The organism is Dickeya sp. ws52, from assembly GCF_007210685.1.
Lineage (GTDB): Bacteria > Pseudomonadota > Gammaproteobacteria > Enterobacterales > Enterobacteriaceae > Dickeya > Dickeya chrysanthemi.
On the sequence record NZ_SZVX01000004.1, the window covers coordinates 74,541 to 100,668 of the forward strand.

The following is a 26,128-nucleotide window of genomic DNA, read 5'->3' on the forward strand; positions in this document are numbered from 1 at the left end:
CGATGCTGTTATTGGCGTAAATAGAGCCGAATTCATAAAAATGGCGCTCAGGAAAGCAAACCGCTTCAAAACCGGCCTGATCGGCAAACTCGACCAGCTCACGGGCAAAGCGGTATTTATCCCGGTCTGAGACATCTTTTCGAACATCCGAAAAAAACAGATAACTAAAAGAGATACCGGCGCCCGATTCACCGGCCTTCGCCGTCGCCCCCAGGCTGCGGTTGCCGGAGAAAAAATCGTCCAGTTTTTGATTTATCGTCGTCATAGCCGGATGTCTCCTGTCCCCACCTGTTGCCGCAATTTATTCATCAGTAGATTGGGCGTCGGATGTTCTATCAGCCAATTCGGTTGCACGGGAACTTTCATCTGTTTTTCCAGCGTGGTACTCAATTGCATCGCAATAATCGAGTCCATTCCGTAGTCTTGCAGGGGTTTGTCCCAGTCAAGACTGCTGCCCAGTTTCATGACCTTTTCAATTCCGGCCGCCAACACGCGACGAAGCTCGCCATCACGTTCAGCCGGGGTGGTTGCGTCAGGGGTGGTAGCGTCAGGCGCGACCGCCGCCTCAGGCTGGGTGGATGGGGGTACGGAACGTTGGGTCGCCAGCGGCGGTGGCACCGGCCGGGCGGCGGTTATCACGCTTTCCACTTCCTGCCGTAGTTCGGCGGGTAAGTCGGCTAACGACAGCGACGAGAGATAATCCGCAAATTCCGCCGTCGATAACCGCCCGGCGCTGAAACAATGGATTTTTTGTCGAACCGCATCGGCGATGGAACGGCTGGCGCTGATAAACGGCGACACGGTCTGATCATCGCCAAGGCCCAGTAACGCTTTGGCTTTTTGTCTGTCCGTGATGGCAACCAGCGCCGTGACCACGTCATCCCCTGCTGTTTGCAGCGCCCGCACCGCCGCCACGGCATCAATACTTCCCATGCCCTGTTGCGCCAAAGACGCTAACCGCTCGGACAACCGCGAACCGTCAACAGCGCCATCGACGCTCCATTGTCCCCAGCAAATCGAGGAAACCCGTCCCTGCCTTTGTCTGAGAGAAACCTGCCGTTGGCGATATCGGGCAAACGCATTCTGGAACGCGGCGGAATAGGCATAATCAGAAGAACCCTGAAGGCCAAACGCCGCAACGGAGGAAAACATCAGGAAGAACTCCAGCGGCTCATTCGCGGTTGCCGCATCAATGTTCAGGGTTCCCGATACTTTCGCCGCCATCATCTGCCGGAACGTATCCCAGGGTTTATCCAGAATCGAACCGTCATTCACCTGCCGGGCCAGATGGATCACCCCATGCAGGGTGATACCTGCCGATTTCAGGGACTGCATCGCCTGGTTAAGGCCATCGATATCCAGAATATCGACGGCACGGTAAATCACCTGAGCGCCGGACGCCCGGATACGCGCCAAAATCGGGGCGACCTGATGTTCCGGACGGCGGGAAAAAATCACCAACCGTGCCTGATAGTGGCGGGCTAATACCTGACACACCTGCTCCCCCGTCTCGCCCAGCGCGCCGACCATTAAGTAGGTCGCCCCGGTGCGAAAGCGCGTTTCAGACGCCGGATGTTCATCGGTTTCGCCAACACGGAGCGCATAGCGGCGGCCACGGCCGAAACGGATTGTCGGAGTATTGATGGCCTGAGTATGTTTTCCCGGTTCAGAAAGCGGTATCTCATCGCCCAGCCAGGTTTGCATCAATTGCAGCGCGACATCCTGATCCGTTGCCTGAGTCTCGACAATGACGCTCCGATAGCGATGCCCGACGGTTTCCAGAATCGCAGACCGGAACAATCCGCAAAGCGCTTCATGTTGTACATCCGCCATCGTCAGGCCTTGTTCATAATCCGCCCGATGGCAGCAATAGAACTGTACCGGGTTCAGCCGGGCTACCGCCTGCACAGCCTGAACACACAGGTACGCAAGCTGCAGGCCATACCCGGTTTCGGCGTCTGCGTCATGAGGTAAGAACAGAAAAACCACCAGTGGTTTACCTGCATCGGTGACCGCCGCCGAGAGTGCGGATTTCAGTGCATTAATCCCCGTTGGTGCCTGTAACACATAAGGCTGCAACGTGATATTCCGCACATCCCAGATCGACGGCGGCATATCAGCAATATGTTGAATCTGTTGACAAACCTGCTCGATATCCCGGCAATCCGAAGGGGTTTGGCTGAGGACCAGAATTTGCCGATCGCAGTTGGCCTTGATCCGCTCAACCCATTGGTTGCCTTCATGTTCCGTTACCTCGACCCACGTCTCTGTGGCTCGCAGCCAGTGGGTTTTTCCGGTTTCAACGACCGGCGTTTTCGCTGCATCTTCCGGCAAACACGGCAGACTCTCCGCCGCCTTCACCGCCGACGCGGCTTTTTCTTCAAACCAGCACGATTGTTTGAAAAACGGATAAGTCGGCAGGCTGATTCTTCCCGGGGAACGGCGGCCGGCGGAGTGCCCCGCAGCCTTGGCCTCGGGGTAGAGTAAATCCCACGGAATATCCAGACCCGTCACCCATAATCCCGCGAGCTGATTCAGGTTTTGCTGATGTGCCCATTGTTCAATAACCGCGCCGAACTCGGGGGCATCGACAAACGCTTTATAAGAAGGCGCGTTGTTATTCACCCGGCCTCTAAACAGCGGCGGAGCAGAAATATCGCCGTGAATGCATAGGGTTAATGTTGCTTGCAGTTCACTGGTCGAGCTCGCAACAAAAGCGAGACGCTCCTCCATCGGCTGGCGTCCACGCTGCAAGGTATAAGCCAGTTGCTGCAAGTCGACGCCATGCCCATCGGTCTGTTCCCGCTGGAGCCAGGCCAGCAGATTTTCCGCCATCAGCGGCAAACGATCGGCTCGCATTGCCGAGAGCACGATCAATACCGGTCTAGCCGCCGGAACGGTTTCAACCGCCGGCGCCAGATACTCCTCAATCACCAGATGGGCATTAGTACCGCTGTAACCAAAGGAGCTCACTGCCGCTCTTCGCGGTTGCCTTTCATCATGCTGCCACGGCGTAAGTTGGGTATTGACGTAGAAAGGCGAGTCATCGAAGTCAAAGTGTGGGTTCGGCGTACGAAAGTGCAGCGACGGCACCAGTTGCCGGTGTTTCATCGACAGCAACACCTTCTGCACGCTCGCCATGCCAGACGCTGCCGACGTATGACCAATATTGCTTTTTACCGATCCCAAACCGCAGAAGTTTTTGCGCGAAGTCCGTTCTCTGAACACCGAGGCCAACGCTTCAAGCTCAATCGGATCGCCCAGTTTGGTACCGGTTCCGTGTGTTTCAACGTAACTGATTGAATCCGGGTCAATCTGATATTTCCGGTAAATCTCTCTTTCCAGTTCTATCTGGCTGTTGACGCTGGGTGCCGTGATCCCATTCGTCTTACCGTCTTGATTGATGCCCGAACCAATGATGACGCCATAAATATGGTCGCCATCCTGTTCAGCCTGCGACAAGCGTTTCAGTACCAGACACCCGGCCCCTTCGCCGGGTACAAAGCCATCCGCCGTATTATCAAACGCTTTACACTGACCTTCGGGAGACAACATACCGGCAGAACACATGCCGATATACGTTTCCGGCATCAGATACAGGCTAACCCCGCCGACCAATGCCAGATCGATTTCACCATTTTGCAGCGCCTGAATAGCCAGGTGCGTGGTAACCAGAGACGAGGAACACGCCGTATCGACAGGAATGGCCGGTCCTTTCAGGTTCAGGAAATACGGAATCCGCGCTGCACCGATCGCAAAACTGTTGCCGGTCCCGGACAGCGGCGTAGCGGAATTAAGCATCATATGGGCATATTCATAACTCATAATCCCCATATAAACGCCGCACTTCTTATGGCTCAGTTCTTCAGGGCTGTAACCGGCGTCTTCAAACGCTTTGTACCCTTCTTGTAGGAAGATCCGATGCTGAGGGTCCATTCCCTCTGCTTCTGCGGGGGAGATCGAGAAAAATAACGGGTCAAAACGGTCGATATCGCTTAATGCCCCGAGCCACTTGCAATATATTTTGCCGTCTTTGCTACGGTCAGGATCGAAATAGTGATCGACGTCCCAACGCGTTTTAGGCACTTCACGAATCGCGTTATGTCCATCCGTTAAGTTATTCCAGTATTGGTCCAGATTGTCTGCATCGGGGTAGCGCCCCGACATCCCGATAATGGCTATTTTCTCGGCCGTCGGGTTAATCACCCGATCATTCTCGGGTATCGATACCGATGCCGGCACGGCCAGATTTTGCGCATCCCGAGACAAATCCGGCGATTCAGGAATATCGGTCAATGTGACCGTGACCGGCTTTGGGGGCCACCCGCCGCCATCCTGCCGGGTGGCAATGTACTCAGCCAAAGCATGAATAGTCGGATAATCGTACAGGCGGGTAGCAGAAAGATGGATGCCCAATCCCTTGTTAATCTGATTGATCCATTCGGCACCGATGATGGAATCCAATCCCAATTCCGAGAATGCGCGATCGTTGCCGATTTTTTCCGGCGCCATGTAGAGTGCGTCGGCCAGACTGGTTTTCAGTGACCGGGTTATCTCGGCAATGTGCTCACTCTGAGCCGATGACCGGTCAGTGGCTGGGGGGACATGAACCGTTTGTGGTGAATCAGCCGTACCGCCTTGCAGTTGCGTTATTATCTTCTTATCTTCATGCCGTAACGGCACGTCAGCCTCGGGGCTTTCCGACAAGGGGTTATCCGACAAAGGTTTATCCGACAATGATTTATCCGCCGCGGCGCTGTGCTCCCCATTGAGCACAATAAACTGCGCCAGTTGACGAACGCTGGAGTAATCATAAAGTCGCGTGGCGGACAGCGAGCTGCCCAGTTGTCGATTGATGTCATGAACCCATTCGGCTCCGACAATCGAATCGAGCCCCATCTCGGCAAAGGAGCGATCAATATGAATATCCGCCTCCGGTGAACACAACGCCTGGGCCAGACTCACCCGTAATTTTTCGATAACCCTCGCCAGAGGAACACCGCCATGCCGGTGCTCCGGATGAAGAGCGCCATTCGCGTGTGTTGGATTGACCCCGTTAATTTCTCCGCCGCCCGCGGTGTTCCGGGAAGATGTAGATGTAGATGTAGCGTGACCATTGATGCCATGACTGAGGTGAACAGCCGTCTTGTCGCCCGGCTGTTGCGCTGCCGCCGCGCCGTTCAGCACGGCTGGCTGGTCGATGTCTCTTTTCAGCGTCAGCGGCGGCAACGTCATTTTCCCTGCATGACTCGCCGTGACGCCAGTGGCGGTTGATTGTTTAACCGTTTTTTGCGGCTCGGGTTGACGCCGCGTTGCTTTTATCCAGTAACGTTGACGGTCAAACGGATAGGTGGGCAGCGCCAAACGTGAGTAATGCTGACCGGAATATAATTGCCGCCAGTCAACCGCTCTGGTCTCCACCCATGCCTGGGCGATTTTCGTCCACTGGCGGCTCTGCCACCAGCGCGTAATATCCTGAATATCAAGGTTGGGTAAACGACCGGACTCATCGCAATTGACAAAAATCGCCCCCTCGCCGGCGGCGGCCAGCGGATCGCCGGCAATGATGGCCAGTTGACGCAAAAGCGATGCCACATCTTCCGCAACGAACGACGCCCTCGCTTCCATTGCATCTCGTCCGGTTTGCAGCGTGTAGGCGAACTGCTTGAGATTTCTCGCTACATAGCCTGAATTTTCAGCGACATACTGCATCAGGTGTTGCGCATAAACCTGCAACCTTTCACTGTTTTTGGCTGACAGAACGATAACTTCCGGGCCATGCCCGAACGACACGGCCTCTTCAGGTTCCCGACGGTATTCCTCAATGACCAGATGAACGTTCGAACCACCCGCACCAAACGAACTCACCCCTGCCCGCAGCGGCTGCAACACATCATCGACGAGCGGACGCTGCCATGCCTGACCCTGCTGGAGTACATAAAACGGGCTATTCTCCAGTTCCAGCAAAGGGTTCAGCGTCTGGCAGTGCAGTGACTGGGGCAGATATTCCTCCCGCATCGCCAGCAAAACCTTGATGACGCCGGCGACGCCGGCGGCGGTTTCCGTATGCCCGATGTTCGATTTAACCGAGCCTAACGCGCAGTGTTTCACCACGGCTTTCCCGGCGCCGGCGCCGGAATGAAGCCCATGCGCCTGATAAAGATCGTGAAACGCTATTTTCAAGCCATTGACTTCAATAGGATCGCCTAACGGCGTGCCGGTTCCATGACACTCAATATAGGAAATACTGCGGGGATCAACGCCGGCTTTCATATGCGCATCGCGGACAAGCTGAGCCTGAGCATTCGGATTCGGCGCCATCAAAGACGTCGCCGCCCCGCCGTGGTTCTCTGCCGAGCCGATAATCACGCCGAGAATATTGTCTTTATCGGCCTGCGCATCTTTCAGCTTTTTCAGCAGCACGACTCCCACCCCTTCCCCTCGGGCATAACCATTCGCCTGTTCAGAGAAAGTCTTGCAGCGCCCATCCTCGCAAATCATCTCTGCCTTACTGTACAGAATATGCATTTTCGGACTCAGGATCAGATTGGCGCCGCCGGCAATCGCCATGTCACAATCACCGTGCTGAATGCTCATCACCGCACGATGAATTGCCACTAAAGAGCTTGAACACGCCGTATCAATAATTTCACTGGGACCATGCACATCCAGCAAATAAGAGATACGGTTCGGACAAAACATATGAGGAATCGCCGTCAGTTCCACAATATCGCGGGGCTGGGCATTCAGGACGGTTTCGGCATAATCCTGTAAATTGATGCCGGCAAAGACCCCAACCTTTTTTCCGGCCAACGATGACGGGGCATAGCCGGACGATTCGATAAGCCGCCAGGTCGATTCCAGAAACAGTCGATGCTGGGGGTCCATGGTCTGGGCTTCGCGGGGAGAAATACCAAAAAATGCCGGGTCAAACTTATCCACATCGTCAATAAAGCCGGCATATTTCACATTGGTGAATTCCCCGTCTTTAGGATTACCGTAGATTGCCTGCCAATCCCAACGTTCACGGGGAATCTCGGTGATGCAGTCCTGGCCCTGATAAAGATGACGCTGCAACGCCTCCACCGAGGGAGACCGGGCAAACATCCCATCCATTCCGATAATGGCGATAGGCTCATTATTCCCGCCATTCCCGCCGAACTGATTGACGTCGGTTTTCCTGGCCGGCGGACGTTTCTCGCTCGCCGGGGAAGGCGGATTACGCTTTTGATGGAGCCGGTAACTGGTCGCCATGAGCTCGCGAAGCCGTTTGGCCGATGGCGCATCAGACGATAACGGCGGTGCTGATGAATCGACAACCGGCGGCGGCCGGACATCTTTTAACTGTGCGTCTAACTGCACATCTAACTGTGCATCTAACTGTACGTCGCCGGCGGGCCGACGCTCATCGTTGACAGGCTGGTCACCATAACGTCGCACGACTTCCGGGCCGAATCGCTTGATGATGATATCCGTCAGTTCGGCAATGTTTCTGGCTTCAAAGAAAATAGCGGCGGAAAGCGATACCCCCAAGGCATCGGCAACACGTCCCATGATTTCCGTGATGACAATCGAATCAACGCCGTAGGTCGATATCTTTTCTTCTCTGTCGATTTTTGCCGACGGCAACTTTAATATCGCAGAAAAAATAGCCAGTATCTCCTGCAGAAGTTTCTCACGGTAATCTCCGCTTTTGACGTCAGCCAGCACGCCCGACGGGGTTTCGCCGCTAGTCGTGTAAACCGCTTGCGAATGTTCCATGGCAGACTGCATCAGCTCAGCTTCCAGAATGTTCCGGGCTGACTCGTGTAAGTCTCGGGTTCTGTTCTCTTTGCCTGTCATCGTTTCCTACCTTCCATTGAGGACTTCACGGTACTGCGCCAATAACTTGAGAAATTTCCACAAATCAACTTCCCACTGATGACGGAAAGAGCCGATGTAATAGTTCTGGCCCAGGTCAGGATGCTGTTCTTTTTTCATTCGGCTGAAATCACGCAGCCCTTTGGCCTGTAAGAAATAAGCGTTGAGATAGTCCACGACAAACAGACCATGAGAACGGGCTGATACACCCAGCCCGGTGGCGGAATTGATGTAACCAACAAACAACAGGTTATCGAAGTTTTTGGGGACAATATGTAAGAAACAATCGGGAATACCTTGCTTCATTTCCAGATATTGTTTGTCCAGAAACGGAAAATGGCGGTTATATCCCGTCGCATAAATAATGGTATCGACGTCAATCTGTGAACCGTCTTCAAAGGTCACCGTCTGTCCTGAAAAAGCGCGTACATCCCCTTTGGGGTGAATATCGCCATGACCAATAAAATATAAAAGTTGCGAATTCATAATTGGATGGGAGGCATCCAACGGGTAATCCGGTTTTTTCAAGCCGTAATCCGTACCGTCATAACCGGCAAGCTTAAAAACCTGTTGTATATACGCCAGCGTTTCTTCGCGGGTGTTGAATTTATTACCCAGCCCTTCCATCCATCTCGGCGTCGGTATGCCATTAATAAATTTAGGCTGATAGTAATAACCCCGGCGTGTACTGTGATACACCGCCGAACAATGGTGAACCGCATCGACCGCAATATCGCAGCCGGAATTACCCGCGCCGATAATCAATACCCGTTTACCCTTGATGCGCTCCGGTGTCCGGTAATCGATAGAATGCATGACATCGCCGGAGAAGTGGCCGGGATAGGCCGGCTCGGGATAACGGGCTTCACGTTGCATCCCGTTGCTGACCAGCACGAAAGCATAAAACTTCCGCTCCCCCGTCGATAATTCAACCTGCCAGCCATCGTCCTGCGGCTCGATACGGGTAACGGCAACATGAAAATGCGCCTTTTCGTACACCCCGAACGCTCTCGCATAATCACAAACATACTGATGCATCAGCGTGTGGCTGGGATAATGCGGGTAGTCTTCCGGCATGGGAAAATCCGGATATTGGGTATTCACTTTCGGCGAGATCAGATGCAGCGACGGATAGGTGCGGCCACAGCGGCTGTCTGCATTCCACACGCCGCCGAAATCCGCTTCGGCTTCATACAAATCGTAGTCGATACCGGCCTGGTTCAGTTCCTTACCGAGACTCACGCCGTAAGGGCCGCCACCGATAATGCATACTCGTTTTCCGTGTATATTCATTCATTAAATCCTTTTAACGTGCCGGCAATCCGTACTATTTGTTTGATCAGCAATTGGTTTGAACAGCAATTTGCTCGATCAGCAATAGCGGGCGCGATCACTCCTCCGAGTGCTCAAGCGTGAGCAACGCGTCTTCTTTCACTATTTTTAAGTTCCTGAGCCACAGCCCGAGCACGCCCGACTCGTCGTACACCCGCAGGTCGTACCCTGGAATATCGCCGGTGATAATCAACGACTCTTGCTCTGCCGGTGTGGGCGAGAGGTGTACGGTTACGCTACCTGTGACCGGCCCGCAGGCAACGATCGAATCCAGCGAGAACGGATACCACAGGTGGCGCCCAGTCTGGGAATGACGATAGTCGTTGAGTGCAGAGAGTAACCGCCAGCAGGTCGTCAGCAGGATCGGGCGGAAAGTCGCGGCATTCGGATTACCGGGCAATTCGGCAAGTGACGTGAATGTCACCAGCAGTTGTTCGCCATCAAAACCGACTTTTTCGATCAACGCCTGATTTCTCATCCCGTCTTCATCAAACATCCGCCTTATTTGCTGCGTTATCTGATGATTACGTGGCGTATCCAGCTGTTTTTCCAGTGTGTGAATATCCAGCGTGTCACTTCTGCCGTCGGCCGTGGCATTCAGGGCGATTTGCCCAAAACTGTGCGTCACGGACTCCCCCGCCTGCTCAGTGACACACTGGAAATAGAGGCCATCCTCTTCCCGGGAAATATACGTCTGGATATGGCCGTTCAGAGCATCCTGCACGCGGGCGGGCTGCCCCCACAGGATGTAATTCAACTCGACCGCCTGTGCCGGGGCAGCCCGGTTTTGCCGGGCGGCTTGTTCCCAGGCACGTCGTGCCGACTCCAGCAACAACAATCCGGGGAGTTGCTTCTGGGCAGCCATGACACCGGCGGCCATCATGTTCCCATAGGCAGAAAAATCGCCCGGAATACTCACTAACGCCGGAACCGGCATCGTCTGTTGCTGCTCGTTGACGGCTTCGTCGGCCACCACGCTATTGTCGTGCGAAAACGCGGGATGACCGTCAATGGCAACGGCAGCGGCTGCATCAGAAGCATCCGTCGTCGCCGACGCGAAAACCGCCTCACCCGACGTTATTCGGAAATGATCCGTCGGCGTGCCCGGCAGGTCGACCCAATAGCGCTCGCGAGCAAAAGGGTATGTCGGCAACGAAACCCGTCTGGGCCTGAATGCCGGCGCCATAGCGGAATAGAGAATGCGCCAATCGATATTGAGGCCTTTTACCCATATCTCCAGCAGCTTGGCAAACTTACCTTTACTGGCCCAGGCCTGAACCAGCTCATGCATATCCTCATCGACATCGAATACGGATAACACCTCACGATGCGATTTGCTTTTTCCCTGATAGAACAAATCAGCAGTGTGTTGATCACCGGCCAGAACAGCCGACAGCTTACGTTGCAATTCATCAAGCGAGTGGGCAACCAATCCCAGGCGCTCACTCATCGCTTCACGTCCGGTTTGCAGCGTATACGCCAGAGAATGAAGGTATGCGCGCTCTCCCTGCGCTGTTATCCGCTTCGCATCGTCACCCACATGGGCCAACAAATTAGCGGCCATTTGTCTGAGCTGCTGATCATTTTTCGCCGATAACAGGATCAGTGCCGGATGGCGAGACATCGCCTCTCCCGCAGCGATGTCCCAAGCGGAGGATTCCCGGGCTGATGCCTCCTCTGCCGGAAATTGCTCAATAACGATATGGGCATTGGTTCCGCTGAACCCGAAAGAACTGATGGCCGCCTGACGCCGTTGACCAGACGCCACCGTCCAGTCGTTGAGCTCCCGGTTGACATAAAACGGTGTGCCGCCTAGCGCAATGTGCTCATTAAGATTCTGATGATGCAACGTGGGCGGAATCTGTTGATGCTTCATCGCCAACAACACTTTCAGCACCGAAGCGACGCCGGCGGCTCTCAACGTATGGCCGATGTTGCTCTTCACCGATCCCAATGCGCAGTAGTTTTCTTTTCGGGTAAAAGGCGAGAACGCCTGCTTCAGGCCGACGACTTCTACCGGGTCCCCCAGTTTGGTGCCCGTTCCGTGCGTCTCTACGTACTGAATCTGTGCCGGATCGATACCAAAGTCGGTGTATACCGTCTGCGCCAGGCGAGATTGCGCATTTCCATTCGGGGCGGTAATGCCATTACTTTTACCATCCTGATTCACCCCCCACCCTTTGATCACACCGTGAATGACGTCCTGATCATTAATCGCATCTTCCAGGCGTTTTAACAGCACCACACCAACGCCTTCCCCAGGAACAAAGCCGTTGGCTCGCTGATCAAAGGTAAAGCAACGCCCATCTTCCGACAGCATTCCGGCCTTGCTGGTCATGATGTGCATACTGGGGCCGGCCAACACGGAAACCCCGCCGGCCAACGCCAGATCGCTGTTGCCCAGAACCAGGCTATCGCAGGCCGAGGCAATCGCCACCAACGATGACGAGCAAGCCGTATCAATAGCCAGACTCGGCCCCTGCAAATCCAGATGGTAGGCAATTCTCGCCGCTAAAATGGAAACCGCATTCCCTATAAAGGTTTGCGCATTGAGTTCCATACCAAAACGCGCTTCGTAGTCACCGTCTCCGCAACCGACGAAAACACCGCATCGACTGCCGGATAAATCGGCAGGATTGTAGCCGGCGTCCTCAATACATCCCCAGCACGCCTCAAGAAATACCCGCTGCTGCGGATCCATCATCTCGGCTTCCCGGGGAGAAATATTAAAAAACAGCGGATCGAATTTATCGGCATCTTCCAGCACCCCCATCCATTTGGAATAGGTTTTGCCCGGCGTTTTACGATTACGATCGAAAAAGTCGTCGATCGCCCAGCGTTCCGGCGGAACTTCCGAAATACAATCTTCCCCTTTGCTTAAATTGTTCCAGAACTGCTGCAAATTCTTCGCTTTCGGAAACTGACCGGACATACCGACGATAGCTATCGCCTGACGCCCCACCGGGGACGGGGTTATCACCGATTCGGTGTTTACGATGCCGGGCGTGTTTGCGATGCCGGGCGTGTGTGCTGTACCAGGAATTGTTGCTGCCGGCGGCTCGGCACGTGCGGCCGTCTGAGGCGCCTGTTTGGCGCTCACTACTGATGTCTGATGCAGACCGTTTACAAAGCCAGTCTGCGAGTCAGAATCCGTCGGCAACGTCACGGTGGCGTCGCCAGTTGCCGCAGAATCAGGCATCAAGGCGCTATCCTCTCTGGAATAACGCTGAACCAGCACGGCGAATTCTTGCAACGTCGGATAGCTGTATACGTCGGCGGCATTCAGATTCAACCCATAGTGTTGGTTGATCTTTCTGATCCAAGTGACGCCGGTTATCGAATCCAATCCTAAATCGACAAACGCCACCGTCGGATCGACAGCCTGAGGTTTAATCTGCAGTTCCTGAGACAATGTTTGGCTTAAAAACGCCAACATGCTTGCGGAGGGAGTGTTGGCGTTGTTTCGAGAGTCAGCCTCACCTTCCCGCGCCTCGTTGCCATTGCCGGCCACTTCCGCTACCGGGGCCAGACCGGAAGTCCTCTCCGCCCCGCCGACTTGACCTTCACCCGTTACCGTGCGCTGCGCAGCTTCGCTAACGACCAGCCCGGTAAAAACACTCAGATTAGGGTAGCTGTACACCTCGGCGGCATTGAGTGTCAGGCCGTATTCCGCGTTAATCTTTCTAATCCAGGTGACGCCGGTAATGGAATCCAGTCCCAGGTCAACAAAGGGCTGTTCGCCGTCAATGTGTTCAATTTTGATTTGTAACTCATCCGCCAGCATACGGCGTAACAGGCTGTAGACCTGTTCAAAGACCACGTTATTGCCATGTTCTTGTTGCACCGTCCCCACTGAACCCGCCGCTTTCGTGTTTTCGCCCACAGATACGTTACGACGGTCGGCCGGGACCTGAGCGCTGACGTGACCGGACATCCCCTGATTAAAATGCTGCTGGATACGCGCCAGCACGTCCTGATTGCCGACAAATGTCTGCTCATGCATCTGCAGTTCCAGAGCATAGTTTGCTTCGACCTGATTTCTGATGTGCTGTGAACGTTGTGTTTTCCAGGCAACCAGCTCATCACGCGGCATCCGCGCCAGCGCATTGGCCGCAGCCAGAGCGAATGGCAATACCTGAGCACGTTCAAGAACCGGGTTTTTGAGCCCACGAGCCTGAAGCTCGCCCCCCTTATACTCTCTGGCGGTAAACAGAACTTCTCTGGCGAGATCCAACCCCAGACGACGGGGAAGAATCAGGGTTGACCCGGCTCCCGGCGTGAATCCGTAGCGCATATAAGGGCTGTAATAGACGCTTTCCTGACTGAAAATCGCCTCATCACAGAACATGCCGACAGCCCAGCCAGGGCCAATACCGTGCCCCTGCATGGCGGCAATCACCGGGATATCGCACTCCAGCGGTAAGGCAAAGATTTTCTCATCGGTAAACTTGGCGTTTCCCTTTTGGATCGCCTGCAACGTTTCCAGCGTACCGCCGCTGGCAAAATAGTGGTCATACCCGGTCAGCACGACCACCTTATAGCGTTGATTGTGCCGAATATGCGCAAAGACCTCGTCAAAGCCGGCAACAAATGCTTTCGAGAACTTATTACGACTTTCCCGCTCACACAGCCGAACCAGCAAAACGCCATTGTCATAGACTTCCGCATCGATAACCGGAGAATTGAATGCCACCTTACGCGGCTCGCCCGGCGGTAACCCTAATTGCCCGGCCTCAAATGCCTGTAACTTGTCTTCCGTCAGAACCACGAATTCATCGGTTTCGGGTGAGGCATTCTCGACGGCAAAAGCAACGGGGCTTTCTGCCAGCGCAACGGATTGACGAGTCAACCCGGCGGCTAAATGCCGCTTTAATTGAACCAACGCTTCTCTAGGTACCGTCGCCAACTCCTGCGCCATCTTCAGACTTTCCCCGGCCACGTCCGCCGATGGGAAAACCGGCATCAACACCCCCAACTCGTTCAGATGACGCCCTTCAATTCCCCGCCAATCCGTCAACAATATCTGCGCCGCGGCGGGCGAAAAACGCTCGCTCAGCAGATGATATAACTGCTGCGATACCAATTGTTTGCGGCTGACATACTGATAGCGGCCAGTGGTGCTCAAGACGGCAAAATCGCACAGGCAGACAAACAACCACGCGTAGCCTTTGCAATCCCCGGGCACAGAGGCAATCACGGGAAAAGGCAATTCCAGAACGGCACGATACAGCGCTTGTTGCCAAAACAGCGTGGCATCGTCTTCGAGGGCAGGCAGAAAACGGTGCTCCCCCCCGTTGAGTAACAACACGCTAATGTCTTTTCTGCTTTTTATTTCATTGAATAGATGGAGAAGCTGACTGAGCCGAGCCGTTTCCGAAGCCTCCTCTTCCGGCAAGCAGCCATCAGCGTCATGCAGTTGAAGACAAAATATTCCCTGGCCTTCATCCGTTAAATGAAAGGGAGAGTGCGGCGCATTTAGGCTCGAAACCTGAAATGACTCCGCCTGAAATGTCTGCAAAGAAGCCAGCACCCGCTTGCCTTCTGCGCGCGCTGCGGATGTGTGGCCGACCGCTGCGTTTGTTGAGGATGTTGAGGATAACGTTGCATTTATCGGCGTCACGGCGGCAGACGATACGGCACTGTGATTGCGGCTGACCGGCGTCGAATCGCCATTGTCATCAGGTAACCAGTACCGCTCTTGCTCGAACGGATAAAGCGGCAAGCCTGCCACACGTTGGCGCGGAGCCTGATACCATGCGGTCCAGTCGATTTGCCGACCTTCGAGCCATTGCCCCGCCAGCCCACGTAAATCACGCTGCTGAATAAAAGCCTCGATTTCCGCCTGCTGCCGCTTGCTGTTGCCCTTGTTTTTCTCTCCTTGTGTAACCGTGCCGGTAAGGTAACTTTGAGCAAACGTATTCCGGTTCAGATAATCACCCAGCCCGGTGAGTATCTCTGCCTCACTTCTTCCGGCAATAGCCAGGCGATGGCCTAAAGATTCACGCCCCAGTTGTAACGTATAAGCAATGTCTTTTAACTCACCGCCGGTCAGATGCGGGTGTTGCTGAATATAGGCGTTGAGTTGCCGAGCCAGGGCATGTAATTGCGCCTCGCTTCTGGCAGAAAGCAGTAATAACGCCGGCTCAGCATTCGATTCCAGAGGAGCACTCACCGGCGACACGTCTGCAGGTCGGAATTCTTCAAGCACCATGTGCACATTGGTGCCGCTAAAACCAAAAGAACTGACTGCGGCTATTCGCCTTCCCTGAGCGTTCGGTTGCCAGTCCTGCACTTGGGTATTGACGACAAAGGGCGTGTCTTCAAAGGGAATCAGTGGATTCGGCTTTTCAAAGTTCACGCTGGGAGCCAACTTGCGGTGCTTGAAAGACAACAGAAGTTTAATCAGCGCGCTGACGCCGGAAGCATGGACACAATGACCGATGTTACTTTTTACCGATCCAATCGCACAAAAACCGGTTCGCGGCGTCTGTCTGCGGAAGGCATCGGTTAGCGCCGTGATCTCGATGGGGTCCCCTAACTTCGTGCCGGTACCGTGCGCCTCAATATAGGTCAGCTCATCGGCACTGAGGTGCAACGCATCGTATACCTGGCAAATCAAATCGGTCTGCGAACGGCTGCTTGGCGCGGTAATCCCGTTCGTCTTACCGTCCTGATTCATGGCCGACCCTTTGATCACACTGTAAATATGGTCTTTATCGTCGATTGCATCCTGCAACCGCTTGAGGATAACGATCCCCACCGCTTCACCCGGCACAAAACCATCAGCCCGGTGATCAAACGGCTTACAACGCCCATCAGCCGACAACATCCCGGCTTTCGCACACAAAATGTGAAAGTTAGCGGTAGTATGGATTGATACGCCCCCGGCAATAGCCATGTCCACAGCCCCGTTTCTCAGGCTTTCGCACGCCAAATGTACGGCGGCCAAAGATGATGAAGAGGCGGTATCGATCGCCATCGCCGGGCCTTTCATGTCCATAAAATAGGCAATGCGGGCAGCCAGGATCGATGAATCGTTCCCCATGAATGAAGAGGCATCCAGCGGGATACCATGCTGCCGTAGATTAGCTTGATAATCGCCGGCATCGGCACCGGCATAAACAGCCCATTTTTTGTCTTTTATCTCACGGTTGGCATACCCTGCATCCTCCAGCGCGTGCCAGCTTTCCTGTAAAAACAGACGTTGCTGAGGGTCCATTTGCCGGGCTTCTTTGCCGGAAATACCGAAAAAAGACGCATCGAACCGATCAATATCCTCAATAAAACCGCCCCATCGGCCATAGGTCTTATTGGGTTTCGTACGGTCTTCATCAAAATAGTCGGCGATATTCCAGCGCGTTGCCGGCACGTCGGAAATACAGGTGCCGCCCTCCAGCAACAAAGACCAGAATGCATCAACATTCGCCACGCCGGGGAAACGTGCGGACATGCCGATGACGGCGATATCCCCCTCATCGATCTCCCTCTCATAGATGTGCCGTGCCATCTTGGGGGCCGCATCGGCTTTGTGCGCGTTCTGTCTTGTCGGGCTGTCTTCACTGCGCTGCGCCGCGTCATCCGGCGTATCAACGACCGGCCATTCCGACTGCATACGCGTCACAATGTCATGCTGATAATTTGCCATCAGATAACGGCGTAAATCATTCACGCAGCCATAATCGAAAAGCACGGTACTGGGAAGTTTTATCGCAAACGCACCGTTCAGTTTTACCACCAGATTAATTGCCGCGAAGGAATCAACGCCATATTCGGAAAATGCTTTAGCTTCGTCGATATCAACCGTTTTCTTCAGGCATTCCCGCAGATTCTTCACGACAACGGTGTTGATATAATTCAGGATGGCGTCTTCGTCGGTAACGACGGGTTGCGACACTTTCTCTTGTTCTGCCTGTAGATACGCTGCCGACCCCTGCTCCGACGCCGACCGGAGAACCGGTAATCGTCCGCGATGATCAGCGATTTGCTGCATCAGGCCCGTGTCTGCCGGCAGCAACCGTTGCTGTGGAGCCGCTTCAGATTCAGGTTGAGCATGATCAGTTGAATCAATAGGTTGTGATGATGGAGTAAAAACCAATTCAGCCAAGACGGCAGCGGGTATGGTGTAAATCCCTACATTGGAAGATTCAGGTACATACGTGATGGTCTTGATACTGCGCAGGAAATTTTCAGCCGGTTTATTTTTATCACTGGCCACAAATCGGATTTCAACGTTCGCCTTCTTCCGCTCCAGCGCTTGTCGCCCAAGGGCATTCAACATCTGATATTCAACACCACGCCCCAGTACGCGGCAACTGAGCAATCCCCCCTCAACCGATAACACCGTTTCCCGCTCGGAGAACAAGCACAAACCGCAAATACCATAATCACCGAATCGATCGGCGACACGAATGCTCAGACAACCCTGTTCCGGACGTTGAATTTTGGCAACGATATCGGTAACGGAGTATGGTGCTTTGGCAAAGTTAAACTGATTGGTGCGATGCGTCAGTTGAGACAATCTTTCCGCCTGGTCCGGCATCGCTGGCTCGATGGTAATGTCAAGCGCCAGCCCACGAATGAATGTTTCCATGCTGAATACACTTTGACGAAACGCTTCACGCTGAACCTGCTCCTGATACATATGCGTACGTTTCGTGTCTTCATTCGTTCGGTGACGTCCCTGATCAAAGGCCCAGACATGAGCAAGAAATCCCGGAATGTCGCCGCTATTATCAGGCAGGCGTAAACTTACTACCTGTGGGCATCCGGCAGAGACCTCTGCACATTCGATCGGGCTATCATCAAGAAAAACAAAGCTATCCAGGCCCAGATTGAGCGTTTTTGCCAGATGTTGAAGATTAGCGGACTTGGCATTCCAGTTGATTTGGGTATCAACAAAATCATCCCACTGCAAAATCATGTCGTCACGACTATCGAATACGTGTCTGACATCCTCATGATTATTCTTGCTCACCAGACATAACAGCATACCCTGCTCTTTCTGCCGTAACATGAACTGCTGCAACGCACGATAATTCGAATCGATTTCGACGCCTTCGGCCCCCAGTTCACCTACCACGCCGGACCAAAGCGTGTTATCGCAATCAAGGGCGATCACTTTATAAGGGGAACGTCGGAAGGCATGGATGTGACGAACCAGCACCGATGCGATGACGTCAAAAAACTCGGGTATATAAGGAATGCGCCCCATCTCGTCACGCACGGCATCGTGATATTCGGTGACATCATAAGCGGCTGCCAGCTCGCTGTTCAGATCAATGCCGATAATGTCCGTCTTATCCCCCAGAATTTGTTGCATCATCTGAGGTATGGTATTGAGCAACTCGGCAGAAAACCGCGCTTTCATCTCAGGAGACGGCGGGCACAGCACAAAGAGCGTGGGCTCCCGGCGGCTATGTTGCGTTTTTCTGACCAGCGTCAGCAATTCCCTAAAGTTATCGCTGATCGCCTGCTCAAATGACGTCAGGCGATGCTGATTATCCGTATGGGAAACAGGACGCCGGGCATAAAAATTGGCTAAACCTGAAGACTTCAGCATCTCCTCTTCAACCGTCGCCAATTCAAAGCCTTTATCCCGCAGCAACTGGGCTATCTTAGTCGCTGTCGTACCTTCTTTATCATGAACCTCAACGACAACCTGACGAATATTCGGCCATATTTCATCGGTAATACTGCTGAGAATGTCCCATTCGCATTTTTCAGCATCCACTTTCAGCAAACCAATCGTCTCAATATGATGCTCTTGCATAATACTGGCTAACGAGCGCATCTTAACCTGATAGGTTTGCTTTCGCAGACGATCACCGATCATGTCATCCAGATGATCCCGAATGGCTTCACTATCAGTATCGCTGAAACGCTTGGTTACCTCATTTTCCATCGATTTTTTCAGCGCTTCGCCATCTTCTGTTTCGTCGGTATGAAACCCTGACCAAACCGAAGCGTTCGGGTAAAAAACAAACTCGGCTTCGCCGTCCTTATCGGCAATACCGGCTTGCAATGCTTTCGCCTGAGGTGCATACAATGCAAGGTTCTTTCGGAGAATCTCGTAAGAAATCGGCGAAGGTTCGCAAGAAAAAATACGTAAATCAGGACATTGGGTGGTAGCAAACAGAGAGAACATGCCGATGTTGCCGCCAATATCGACTATCACCTCTCCCGGCTCAAAAGAAATGCCGTGCTTCACGTATGTTTTCTCTACGAAAATCTCTTCATAGAGATAGCTGGTTTCATACGATTTAAGATGTGCTATCTCCATACCGTTAGGCAGTACAAAGCGTTCACAATCCGTCAAATGCCGCTCAATTTGCGCCGAAGAAACCTGAGGTACGCCCTTTTTTAGGGTAGGAGCTGCCATCGGGGACGTCGTTTTCGTCCCATTGGCAACCAGATCGTCTAACCGGCAGAGAATCGCATTGACGCCTTCTGTGTTGGCGGCGAACACGCTTTGTTGGCCCAGGAGAGCCTGATAAACCTGGTTGTATGGCGCAAAGTGAATCTGATCCTGCCAGTTCAGCCGAGAGAACCATGCCTGCAAAGGTTCTGCGATCGGTTCCGCAGTAAAGGTTGCGGCAATAGCCCATGATTGCCCGGCGATACGCTTTGTTTGATTTTGCTGACCAATATTCGGTTGGCCGGCCGGCTGTTCGACTTTTTCTACTTCCACCGCCGGCTCATACGACCCGACGCGTTGATATGAGCGAATATGTACCCCATGCATTTCCACCACGGTCTCCCCCGATTCATTAGCTAAGAACACATCAAAAACGCGCGTCTCGGTGGTGTCTGAAACGGGCTTTCTGGGTACGACAAATACGTCGCACGTTGGTGTTAAATGTCTATGAATGACGATATTTTCCAACGAGAAAGGGACATAAATCTGATTTTGATGATTGGGTAGTCGGCTTTCTCTGGCGCCAAGCAAGACCGTTTGGATTGCAGCATCGAGTATGTAAGGTGAAGGAAGATCCGTCAGATTCGCCTCATCAGCCACGATCCGCCCCCAAAACAGATCCTGGCTATAGTGAAACGCGTCCAGACACTGAAACGGTTCCCCATAGTTGATTCCGCCGGCCAGAAACACGCGGTAAATGTCATCGCGGTTCAGTCGCTGAGTAAAAGCGTGAGATGACGTATCAGGAAGACGAAAAACAGGCTCTTCGGCATGATTGGTCGCCGGTTTTTTAATTACATCAGGCCCATTGTTTAAACCTGAAAAAACAACACCTGTCGCATGACGTTTTGTCGCTTTTCCCGGCACCGTGGATGTGACCCAATAGGTTATGCCCTCTCCCTCGGTATCCAGATGAACATTAATCTGACATTCGCCCGCCGCAATCGTAAGGGGTGCAAACCATACCGCATCTTTTACCTGCAAAGGATAAAGAGAAATCTGATGATGATTTTGCTGGTTATTCAGAAGCGAGGCCGCAACAAAATGAAGATATCCCATAGCGGGCAGGATGGGTTCATTTGATACTATGTGCCCAGAAATAATAAGATGACTATTATTTAACGTGTACTCCGACATCACGACCTCCTTGTCACCAATATGCTTAAACAATTTTGGTTAAATCTCGAAATCTTCGTCCCTGAAAGTTTCGCTATTGATAAAAACCAAGAAATCAATAAAAAACCAGCTATTTACACCCCAAAGAAAGATTGATTCTGATATTGAAAAACCAAAAGAAAACCCGGAATCGAAAAGGAAAAGCCGGGTGTAAAACGAGTCAATAGGTTATTAAATACAAAGCACATACATCCGTTATCAGCGTGTTACAGATATGTTTTACTCTCAACAGGAAAATTATTTCAAATCATTTCCATTGTTAAAAACATCCTTTTAAATCAATAAAAACAGAGAAGTAATGGCTACAAACAGCAATAGATTTTTGAGTATGACAAGCTGAATTGAACAATTTTAGCTATCACAAAAAAATATACTTCCAGGCGGGCTAAGTGATGCCGAACAGCACGCAAAGCCTTCTCCATCGCGCAGTGACTAATACAAAAATATGCCGACATAACATTAAATCACTACACATCGACGACATATCTGTCGTGAATTTTCTGCTATAGGTTGAGTACGAAAATTATAAAAATCAACGCCTCACTTTTATTGCCAAGAACACTGATTGACACCGCTTTCTTCACTGATATAGAGTTGCCTATAAGTTACACATAAGTTAAAGAGATAAAGTCACGCTCATTTATTATAATAAAAGTAGTCACATAAGAAGTAATTTATATTACAGGAAACCGGTAACACGACCGCTCTATAATGTTTAAAAAAGTAATTACATGGAGTTATCAGTAACAATCAACAGATTCTGTTCATCGCAATATGACAGGTATAAGCACAGAGGCACACAATCAAAATAATCAGTTAAGCTTTTGTGTTTCATTACTCGTCGATAATTTTATTTTGGTAATAGTCATTTTATTTTTAGATAAGTTTTTCTATCTGTAGTTATTTTTATTTAAGTCAGTCATGCACAAGTAAGGAGCACCACATGAGCCATAAGAGTAAGGAAGATATTTTCAATATTATCGTGCATAACTTACTGGGCATCCTCCCCTATCTGGATACCAGTACCATTACGCCGGAGCGGAGCATGAAGGACTTGGGGGCCAATTCAATTGACCGGGCGGATATTCTGCTCTCCAGTATGGAAACCCTCGATCTCCTATTCCCTCTTCATGAAGCCGGCGATCTCAAAAACATCGGAGAATTAGTAGACTTCTTGCACGCTAAAGCGCAGTAGCCATCCAAACTATGCAGATCTTCTGGCGAAGATGGTCTTTCAGTGAATCAAAGCAGGATGCGTATGATGCACAATGTCGTTGTGACCGGCTTAGGCATAGCCGCTGCGAATGGAATCGGAATACCCGCTTTTACCCAATCATTGAAAACAGGTATCAGTGGAATCAGCAGGCATGTCGGCGAATACCCAGAAATTAAGGCAAGCCTGTCTGATTACAACTATAAAGCCGCATTAGCGTCTTTATCGCTCACTCAGGAAACGCTAAACGATGCTTTACGCCTGGGTGCCAGAGTACCACTGAGCGCCCAGGTATCGCTCACTACGGCGCTGGAAGCCTGGTATGCAGCCTTTGCCGACGAATGTCCTTACCCGCCAGAGCAAAGAGGCATCATCATTGCCGGACATAACATCGAGCAAAAATATCAGTATCAAATCCGGCAATCCTTCACCGACCAGCCTGAGTTTGTTCCTGCCAGCTACGCACTGTACTTCATGGACACCAACCAGTTAGGTTTGCTCAGCGAGCTCTTCACTATCCGAGGAGAAGGCTGCACCGTTGGCGGCGCGTCGGCCAGCGGAAACGCCGGCATTATCCAGGCATACCGACAAGTCGCATCGGGAATCACTCAGTCTTGTCTGGTCGTTGGAGCAATGGCGGATTTAGCGCCCCCGGAGGTACAGGCATTCAAAAACAGCGGCGCTTTGCTGGCCGAAAGCGATTCGGGTGATCCAACACAGCTCTGTCGCCCCTTTGACCAACAACGAAAAGGGTTTGTTTACGGTCAGGGGTGTGCCTGTCTGCTGCTGGAAAATGAACAAAGCGCGCGTAAACGCCATGCACCAATTTGGGGACGCATCCTCGGCGGCAGTATCTGTCTGGATGCCAATCGAGGTAGCAATCCAAGTTGTGAAGGCGAATCCAGGGTAATGGCTCAGGCATTGCAGGCTGCGGGTTGTGCCTATGATTCTGTCGACTATATCAATACGCATGGCACCAGTTCACTGATGGGAGATGAAACTGAAATCGCCGCCATCAAACGCGTTTTTGGCCCTTATCATCGCCAGATTTGGCTTAACTCAACCAAAAGCCTCACGGGGCACTGCCTGTATGCCGCCGCCGCGGTAGAAGCGGTAGCCACATTAGTTCAAATGAGAGAACACTTTCTCCATCCCAATCTGAACCTGGAAACCCCCATCAACAGTGAATGCCGTTTTGTCGGGCAACATGCTCAACGCCAGGATATCAACATCGCGTTGAACAACGCCTTCGGTTTCGGCGGCATTAATACCTGTGTTGTTTGGGAGCACGTCAACCAATAGCGTTTACCTAATTTAGCGTAAGAGGGACCTTATGATTTCCGTTGGAATTGAAGCGATAAACGCGTTTTGTGGTACAAGCTACATTAATGTCAGAGAGCTGGCGCAGCACCGCCGGCTGGATATGTCACGTTTTGACAATCTCTTGATGAAGCAAAAAACGGTGAGTTTGCCTTGTGAAGATCCTGTCAGCTTTGCCGTCAATGCAGCGAAACCCATCCTGGATGCGCTAAGTGAGCAGGAAAAAAACAGTATTGAGTTGTTGATCACCTGTACAGAATCGGGAATCGACTTCGGCAAGTCAATCAGTACCTATGTTCACCACTATCTGGGGCTAAAGCGAAACTGTCGATTGTTCGAACTGAAAACAGCCTGTTACTCCGGCGTCGCCGGTTTGCAAATGGCTATCAATACCATCCTCTCTCAGACATCTCCCGGCAGTAAAGCGTTGGTTATTGCCACCGATATGACGCGATTCATTCTGGAAGAAGAAAATAGCGACCATACCAGTCAGGACTGGTCTTTTGCCGAGCCAAGCGGCGGCTCCGGCGCTGTTGCCATGCTGGTCAGCGACACCCCTCACGTTTTTCAGATCGACGCGGGGGCAAACGGCTATTACGGTTATGAAGTCATGGATACCTGTAGGCCAGTCCCGGATCAAGAAACCGGTGATTCCGACCTGTCATTACTGGCTTATCTGGAATGTTGTGAAAAAGCCTATCTGGAGTACGAAAAACGCGTTGCCGGCATTGATTATGTCAATACATTTGGTTATCTGGCGTTTCATACGCCTTTTGGCGGAATGGTCAAAGGCGCTCACCGCAACATGATGCGTAAAATGGTACGCGCCACGCCGCAGGATACGGAAGCCGATTTTAACCGTCGCGTGGCTCCCGGCCTGAATTATTGTCAACGCGTAGGCAATATCATGGGGGCAACATTAGCCCTTTCTCTACTCAGTACCTTATCCAATGCGGATATTCAGTCACCACAACGGATTGGATGCTTTTCCTACGGTTCAGGATGCTGCTCAGAGTTTTTCAGCGGTGTCGTGACACCTGAAGGCTGTCGTCGTGTCAGGCAAATGGACATTGGCGCTCATCTTGACAGACGTCGTGAACTCACAATGGGTGAATATGATGCGTTGCTTTACGGCAACCATGGAGTCCGCTTCGGTACTAAAAACGTCATGCTGGATCTGAGTCTTTTTCCTCAAATCCATTCAGGCCCTCAGAACACCCGTCATCTCGTACTAAGCCGAATCAATGAATTTCACCGTGAATATGAGTGGGTCTGACCATGGCATTTTACCAAACAATTCGCTTGAGGCAGGAAGGTCCGGTGCTATACCTGCAGATACATCGACCTGAAGCCAATAACACCATTAATGAAAACTTTGCGATAGAGTGCCGGGAAGTTATCCGGCAATACCGCGATAGCATCAACATATTAGTCGTTGAAGGATTACCTGAAGTCTTTTGCTTTGGTGCCGATTTACACGCCATAGAACAAGGCAACATTGCTGGAAATAGCAGTGATGGTCGCCCTCAGGACCCAGAGATATTGTATGACGTCTGGCAGGATATGATGAGCGGGCCTTATATCAGCATCGCCCATGTCAGAGGCAAAGCCAACGCAGGAGGAATCGGTTTCGTTGCCGCCAGCGATATCGTTATTGCGGACACCCGGGCCCTGTTCAGTTTATCTGAAATGTTGTTCGGTTTGCTGCCGGCCTGTGTACTTCCTTTTCTGGTGCACAAAATAGGAAAACAAAAAGCGCATTACATGACGCTAATGACAAAACCGGTGTCAGCAGAGCAAGCTTACCGCTGGGGTTTAGTCGACGATTATGGTAACGACAGCGACCTGATCCTCAAAAAACACATACAACGACTTAACTGTTTATCGAAGCGTGCCATTACACGTTACAAATCATACATGAGTGAGCTGGTTACTCTCACTCGCGATCAGAAACCGGCAGCTCTCGCCTTGAATGTGGAAATTTTTTCCGATCAAGAGAATATCAATAAAATATCCCGTTATATCCAAACGGGGAAATATCCTTGGGAGGAATAAAGCAATGGCCACAAATGTTGTTGATTTTCAAGAAATAGAACCGGGGATTGTGTATATAAAAATGCAGGACAAAATCCACAAAAATACATTCTCCCGAGCATTGGTCCACGAGCTAATCCAGGTATTTAAGCATATTGAAACATCAGACCACTATAAAGCAGTCATCCTGACAGGTTACGACAGCTATTTTGCTACAGGGGGAACACAGGAAGACCTGTTCGCGTTACAAGAGGGAAAAGGAAAATTTACTGATACCAATATTTATAGCTTACCTCTGGAATGTCCGATCCCCGTTATTTCCGCTATGCAAGGGCACGCGGTCGGAGGTGGCTTGGTGATGGGGCTGTTTGCCGACTTTGTCATTATGAGTCAGGAAAGCATTTATACCGCCAATTTCATGAAATACGGCTTTACTCCCGGTATGGGAGGAACACTTATCGTACCCGAAAAATTAGGATTGGCTCTGGGACAAGAGATATTGATGTTGGGTAATAATTATCGAGGTGAAGAGCTAAGGCAGCGAGGAATTCCCTTTCCGGTTTACCCAAGGGAACACGTTGTAGAGGCCGCATTGTCCAGAGCCAGAGATCTGGTCAAAAAACCACGAACATCACTTGTCACGTTAAAGGCTCATCTGACTCAGCACCTTAGGAGTAAGTTACCTGAGTACACGGCACAGGAAGTCATCATGCATGAAAAAACCTTTTTTCAACCGGAGGTCAGACAAAACATATCCAGGCTATTCAGCAATTAAGATA

The 26,128-nt window shown here is 51.8% G+C and carries 9 protein-coding genes (1 of these 9 running past the window's edge); 5 read left to right on the plus strand and 4 right to left on the minus strand.

Features of this window, described 5'->3' with window-relative positions:
- The 4 genes from FDP13_RS05115 to FDP13_RS05130 form a co-directional block, all read right to left on the minus strand.
- Window positions 1–265, minus strand: partial view of a MupA/Atu3671 family FMN-dependent luciferase-like monooxygenase gene (locus FDP13_RS05115; protein WP_033576301.1) — the 5' end (the start) only. The gene continues 869 nt to the left of window position 1, outside the view; 265 of the gene's 1,134 nt are visible here — the first part of the coding sequence; it begins with the start codon at window positions 263–265; its stop codon lies beyond the left edge, outside the window.
- Window positions 262–7,842 (minus strand): beta-ketoacyl synthase N-terminal-like domain-containing protein, encoded by a 7,581-nt coding sequence (locus FDP13_RS05120; protein ID WP_143838911.1) that lies wholly within the window; start codon window positions 7,840–7,842, stop codon window positions 262–264. Before FDP13_RS05120 ends, FDP13_RS05115 begins: the two co-directional genes overlap by 4 nt.
- 6 nt (window positions 7,843–7,848) lie before the next feature.
- Window positions 7,849–9,153 (minus strand): NAD(P)/FAD-dependent oxidoreductase, encoded by a 1,305-nt coding sequence (locus tag FDP13_RS05125; RefSeq protein WP_033576303.1) that lies wholly within the window; start codon window positions 9,151–9,153, stop codon window positions 7,849–7,851.
- Between the two features lie 97 nt (window positions 9,154–9,250).
- Entirely contained in the window at window positions 9,251–20,743 is an 11,493-nt protein-coding gene (locus FDP13_RS05130) for an FkbM family methyltransferase (protein WP_143838912.1), read from the minus strand.
- Between the two features lie 982 nt (window positions 20,744–21,725).
- Between FDP13_RS05130 and FDP13_RS05135 the strand changes: the two genes are divergently transcribed.
- From FDP13_RS05135 to FDP13_RS05155, 5 genes are all read left to right on the plus strand, one after another.
- On the plus strand, window positions 21,726–21,977 hold the full coding sequence (locus FDP13_RS05135; RefSeq protein ID WP_033576305.1) for an acyl carrier protein: 252 nt from the start codon (window positions 21,726–21,728) through the stop codon (window positions 21,975–21,977).
- 63 nt (window positions 21,978–22,040) lie between these two features.
- Complete coding sequence (locus FDP13_RS05140) at window positions 22,041–23,297, plus strand: beta-ketoacyl synthase N-terminal-like domain-containing protein (protein ID WP_143838913.1); 1,257 nt, start codon at window positions 22,041–22,043, stop codon at window positions 23,295–23,297.
- A gap of 31 nt (window positions 23,298–23,328) precedes the next feature.
- Window positions 23,329–24,591: a hydroxymethylglutaryl-CoA synthase family protein gene (locus FDP13_RS05145; protein ID WP_033576307.1), complete on the plus strand. Its 1,263-nt coding sequence runs from the start codon at window positions 23,329–23,331 to the stop codon at window positions 24,589–24,591.
- 2 nt (window positions 24,592–24,593) lie between these two features.
- Window positions 24,594–25,370, plus strand: a complete 777-nt coding sequence (locus FDP13_RS05150; protein WP_234424380.1) for an enoyl-CoA hydratase/isomerase — start codon at window positions 24,594–24,596, stop codon at window positions 25,368–25,370.
- Window positions 25,371–25,374: 4 nt separating this feature from the next.
- Window positions 25,375–26,124: a polyketide synthase gene (locus tag FDP13_RS05155; RefSeq protein ID WP_143838915.1), complete on the plus strand. Its 750-nt coding sequence runs from the start codon at window positions 25,375–25,377 to the stop codon at window positions 26,122–26,124.
- Window positions 26,125–26,128: the final 4 nt, after the last annotated feature.

Bases quoted from the DNA above. Each gene is read 5' to 3' on its own strand.
- FDP13_RS05120 (WP_143838911.1), bottom strand. From the start codon at position 7,842: ATGACAGGCAAAGAGAACAGAACCCGAGACTTACACGAGTCAGCCCGG.
- FDP13_RS05125 (WP_033576303.1), bottom strand. From the start codon at position 9,153: ATGAATATACACGGAAAACGAGTATGCATTATCGGTGGCGGCCCTTAC.
- FDP13_RS05130 (WP_143838912.1), bottom strand. From the start codon at position 20,743: ATGTCGGAGTACACGTTAAATAATAGTCATCTTATTATTTCTGGGCAC.
- FDP13_RS05135 (WP_033576305.1), top strand. From the start codon at position 21,726: ATGAGCCATAAGAGTAAGGAAGATATTTTCAATATTATCGTGCATAAC.
- FDP13_RS05140 (WP_143838913.1), top strand. From the start codon at position 22,041: ATGATGCACAATGTCGTTGTGACCGGCTTAGGCATAGCCGCTGCGAAT.
- FDP13_RS05145 (WP_033576307.1), top strand. From the start codon at position 23,329: ATGATTTCCGTTGGAATTGAAGCGATAAACGCGTTTTGTGGTACAAGC.
- FDP13_RS05150 (WP_234424380.1), top strand. From the start codon at position 24,594: ATGGCATTTTACCAAACAATTCGCTTGAGGCAGGAAGGTCCGGTGCTA.
- FDP13_RS05155 (WP_143838915.1), top strand. From the start codon at position 25,375: ATGGCCACAAATGTTGTTGATTTTCAAGAAATAGAACCGGGGATTGTG.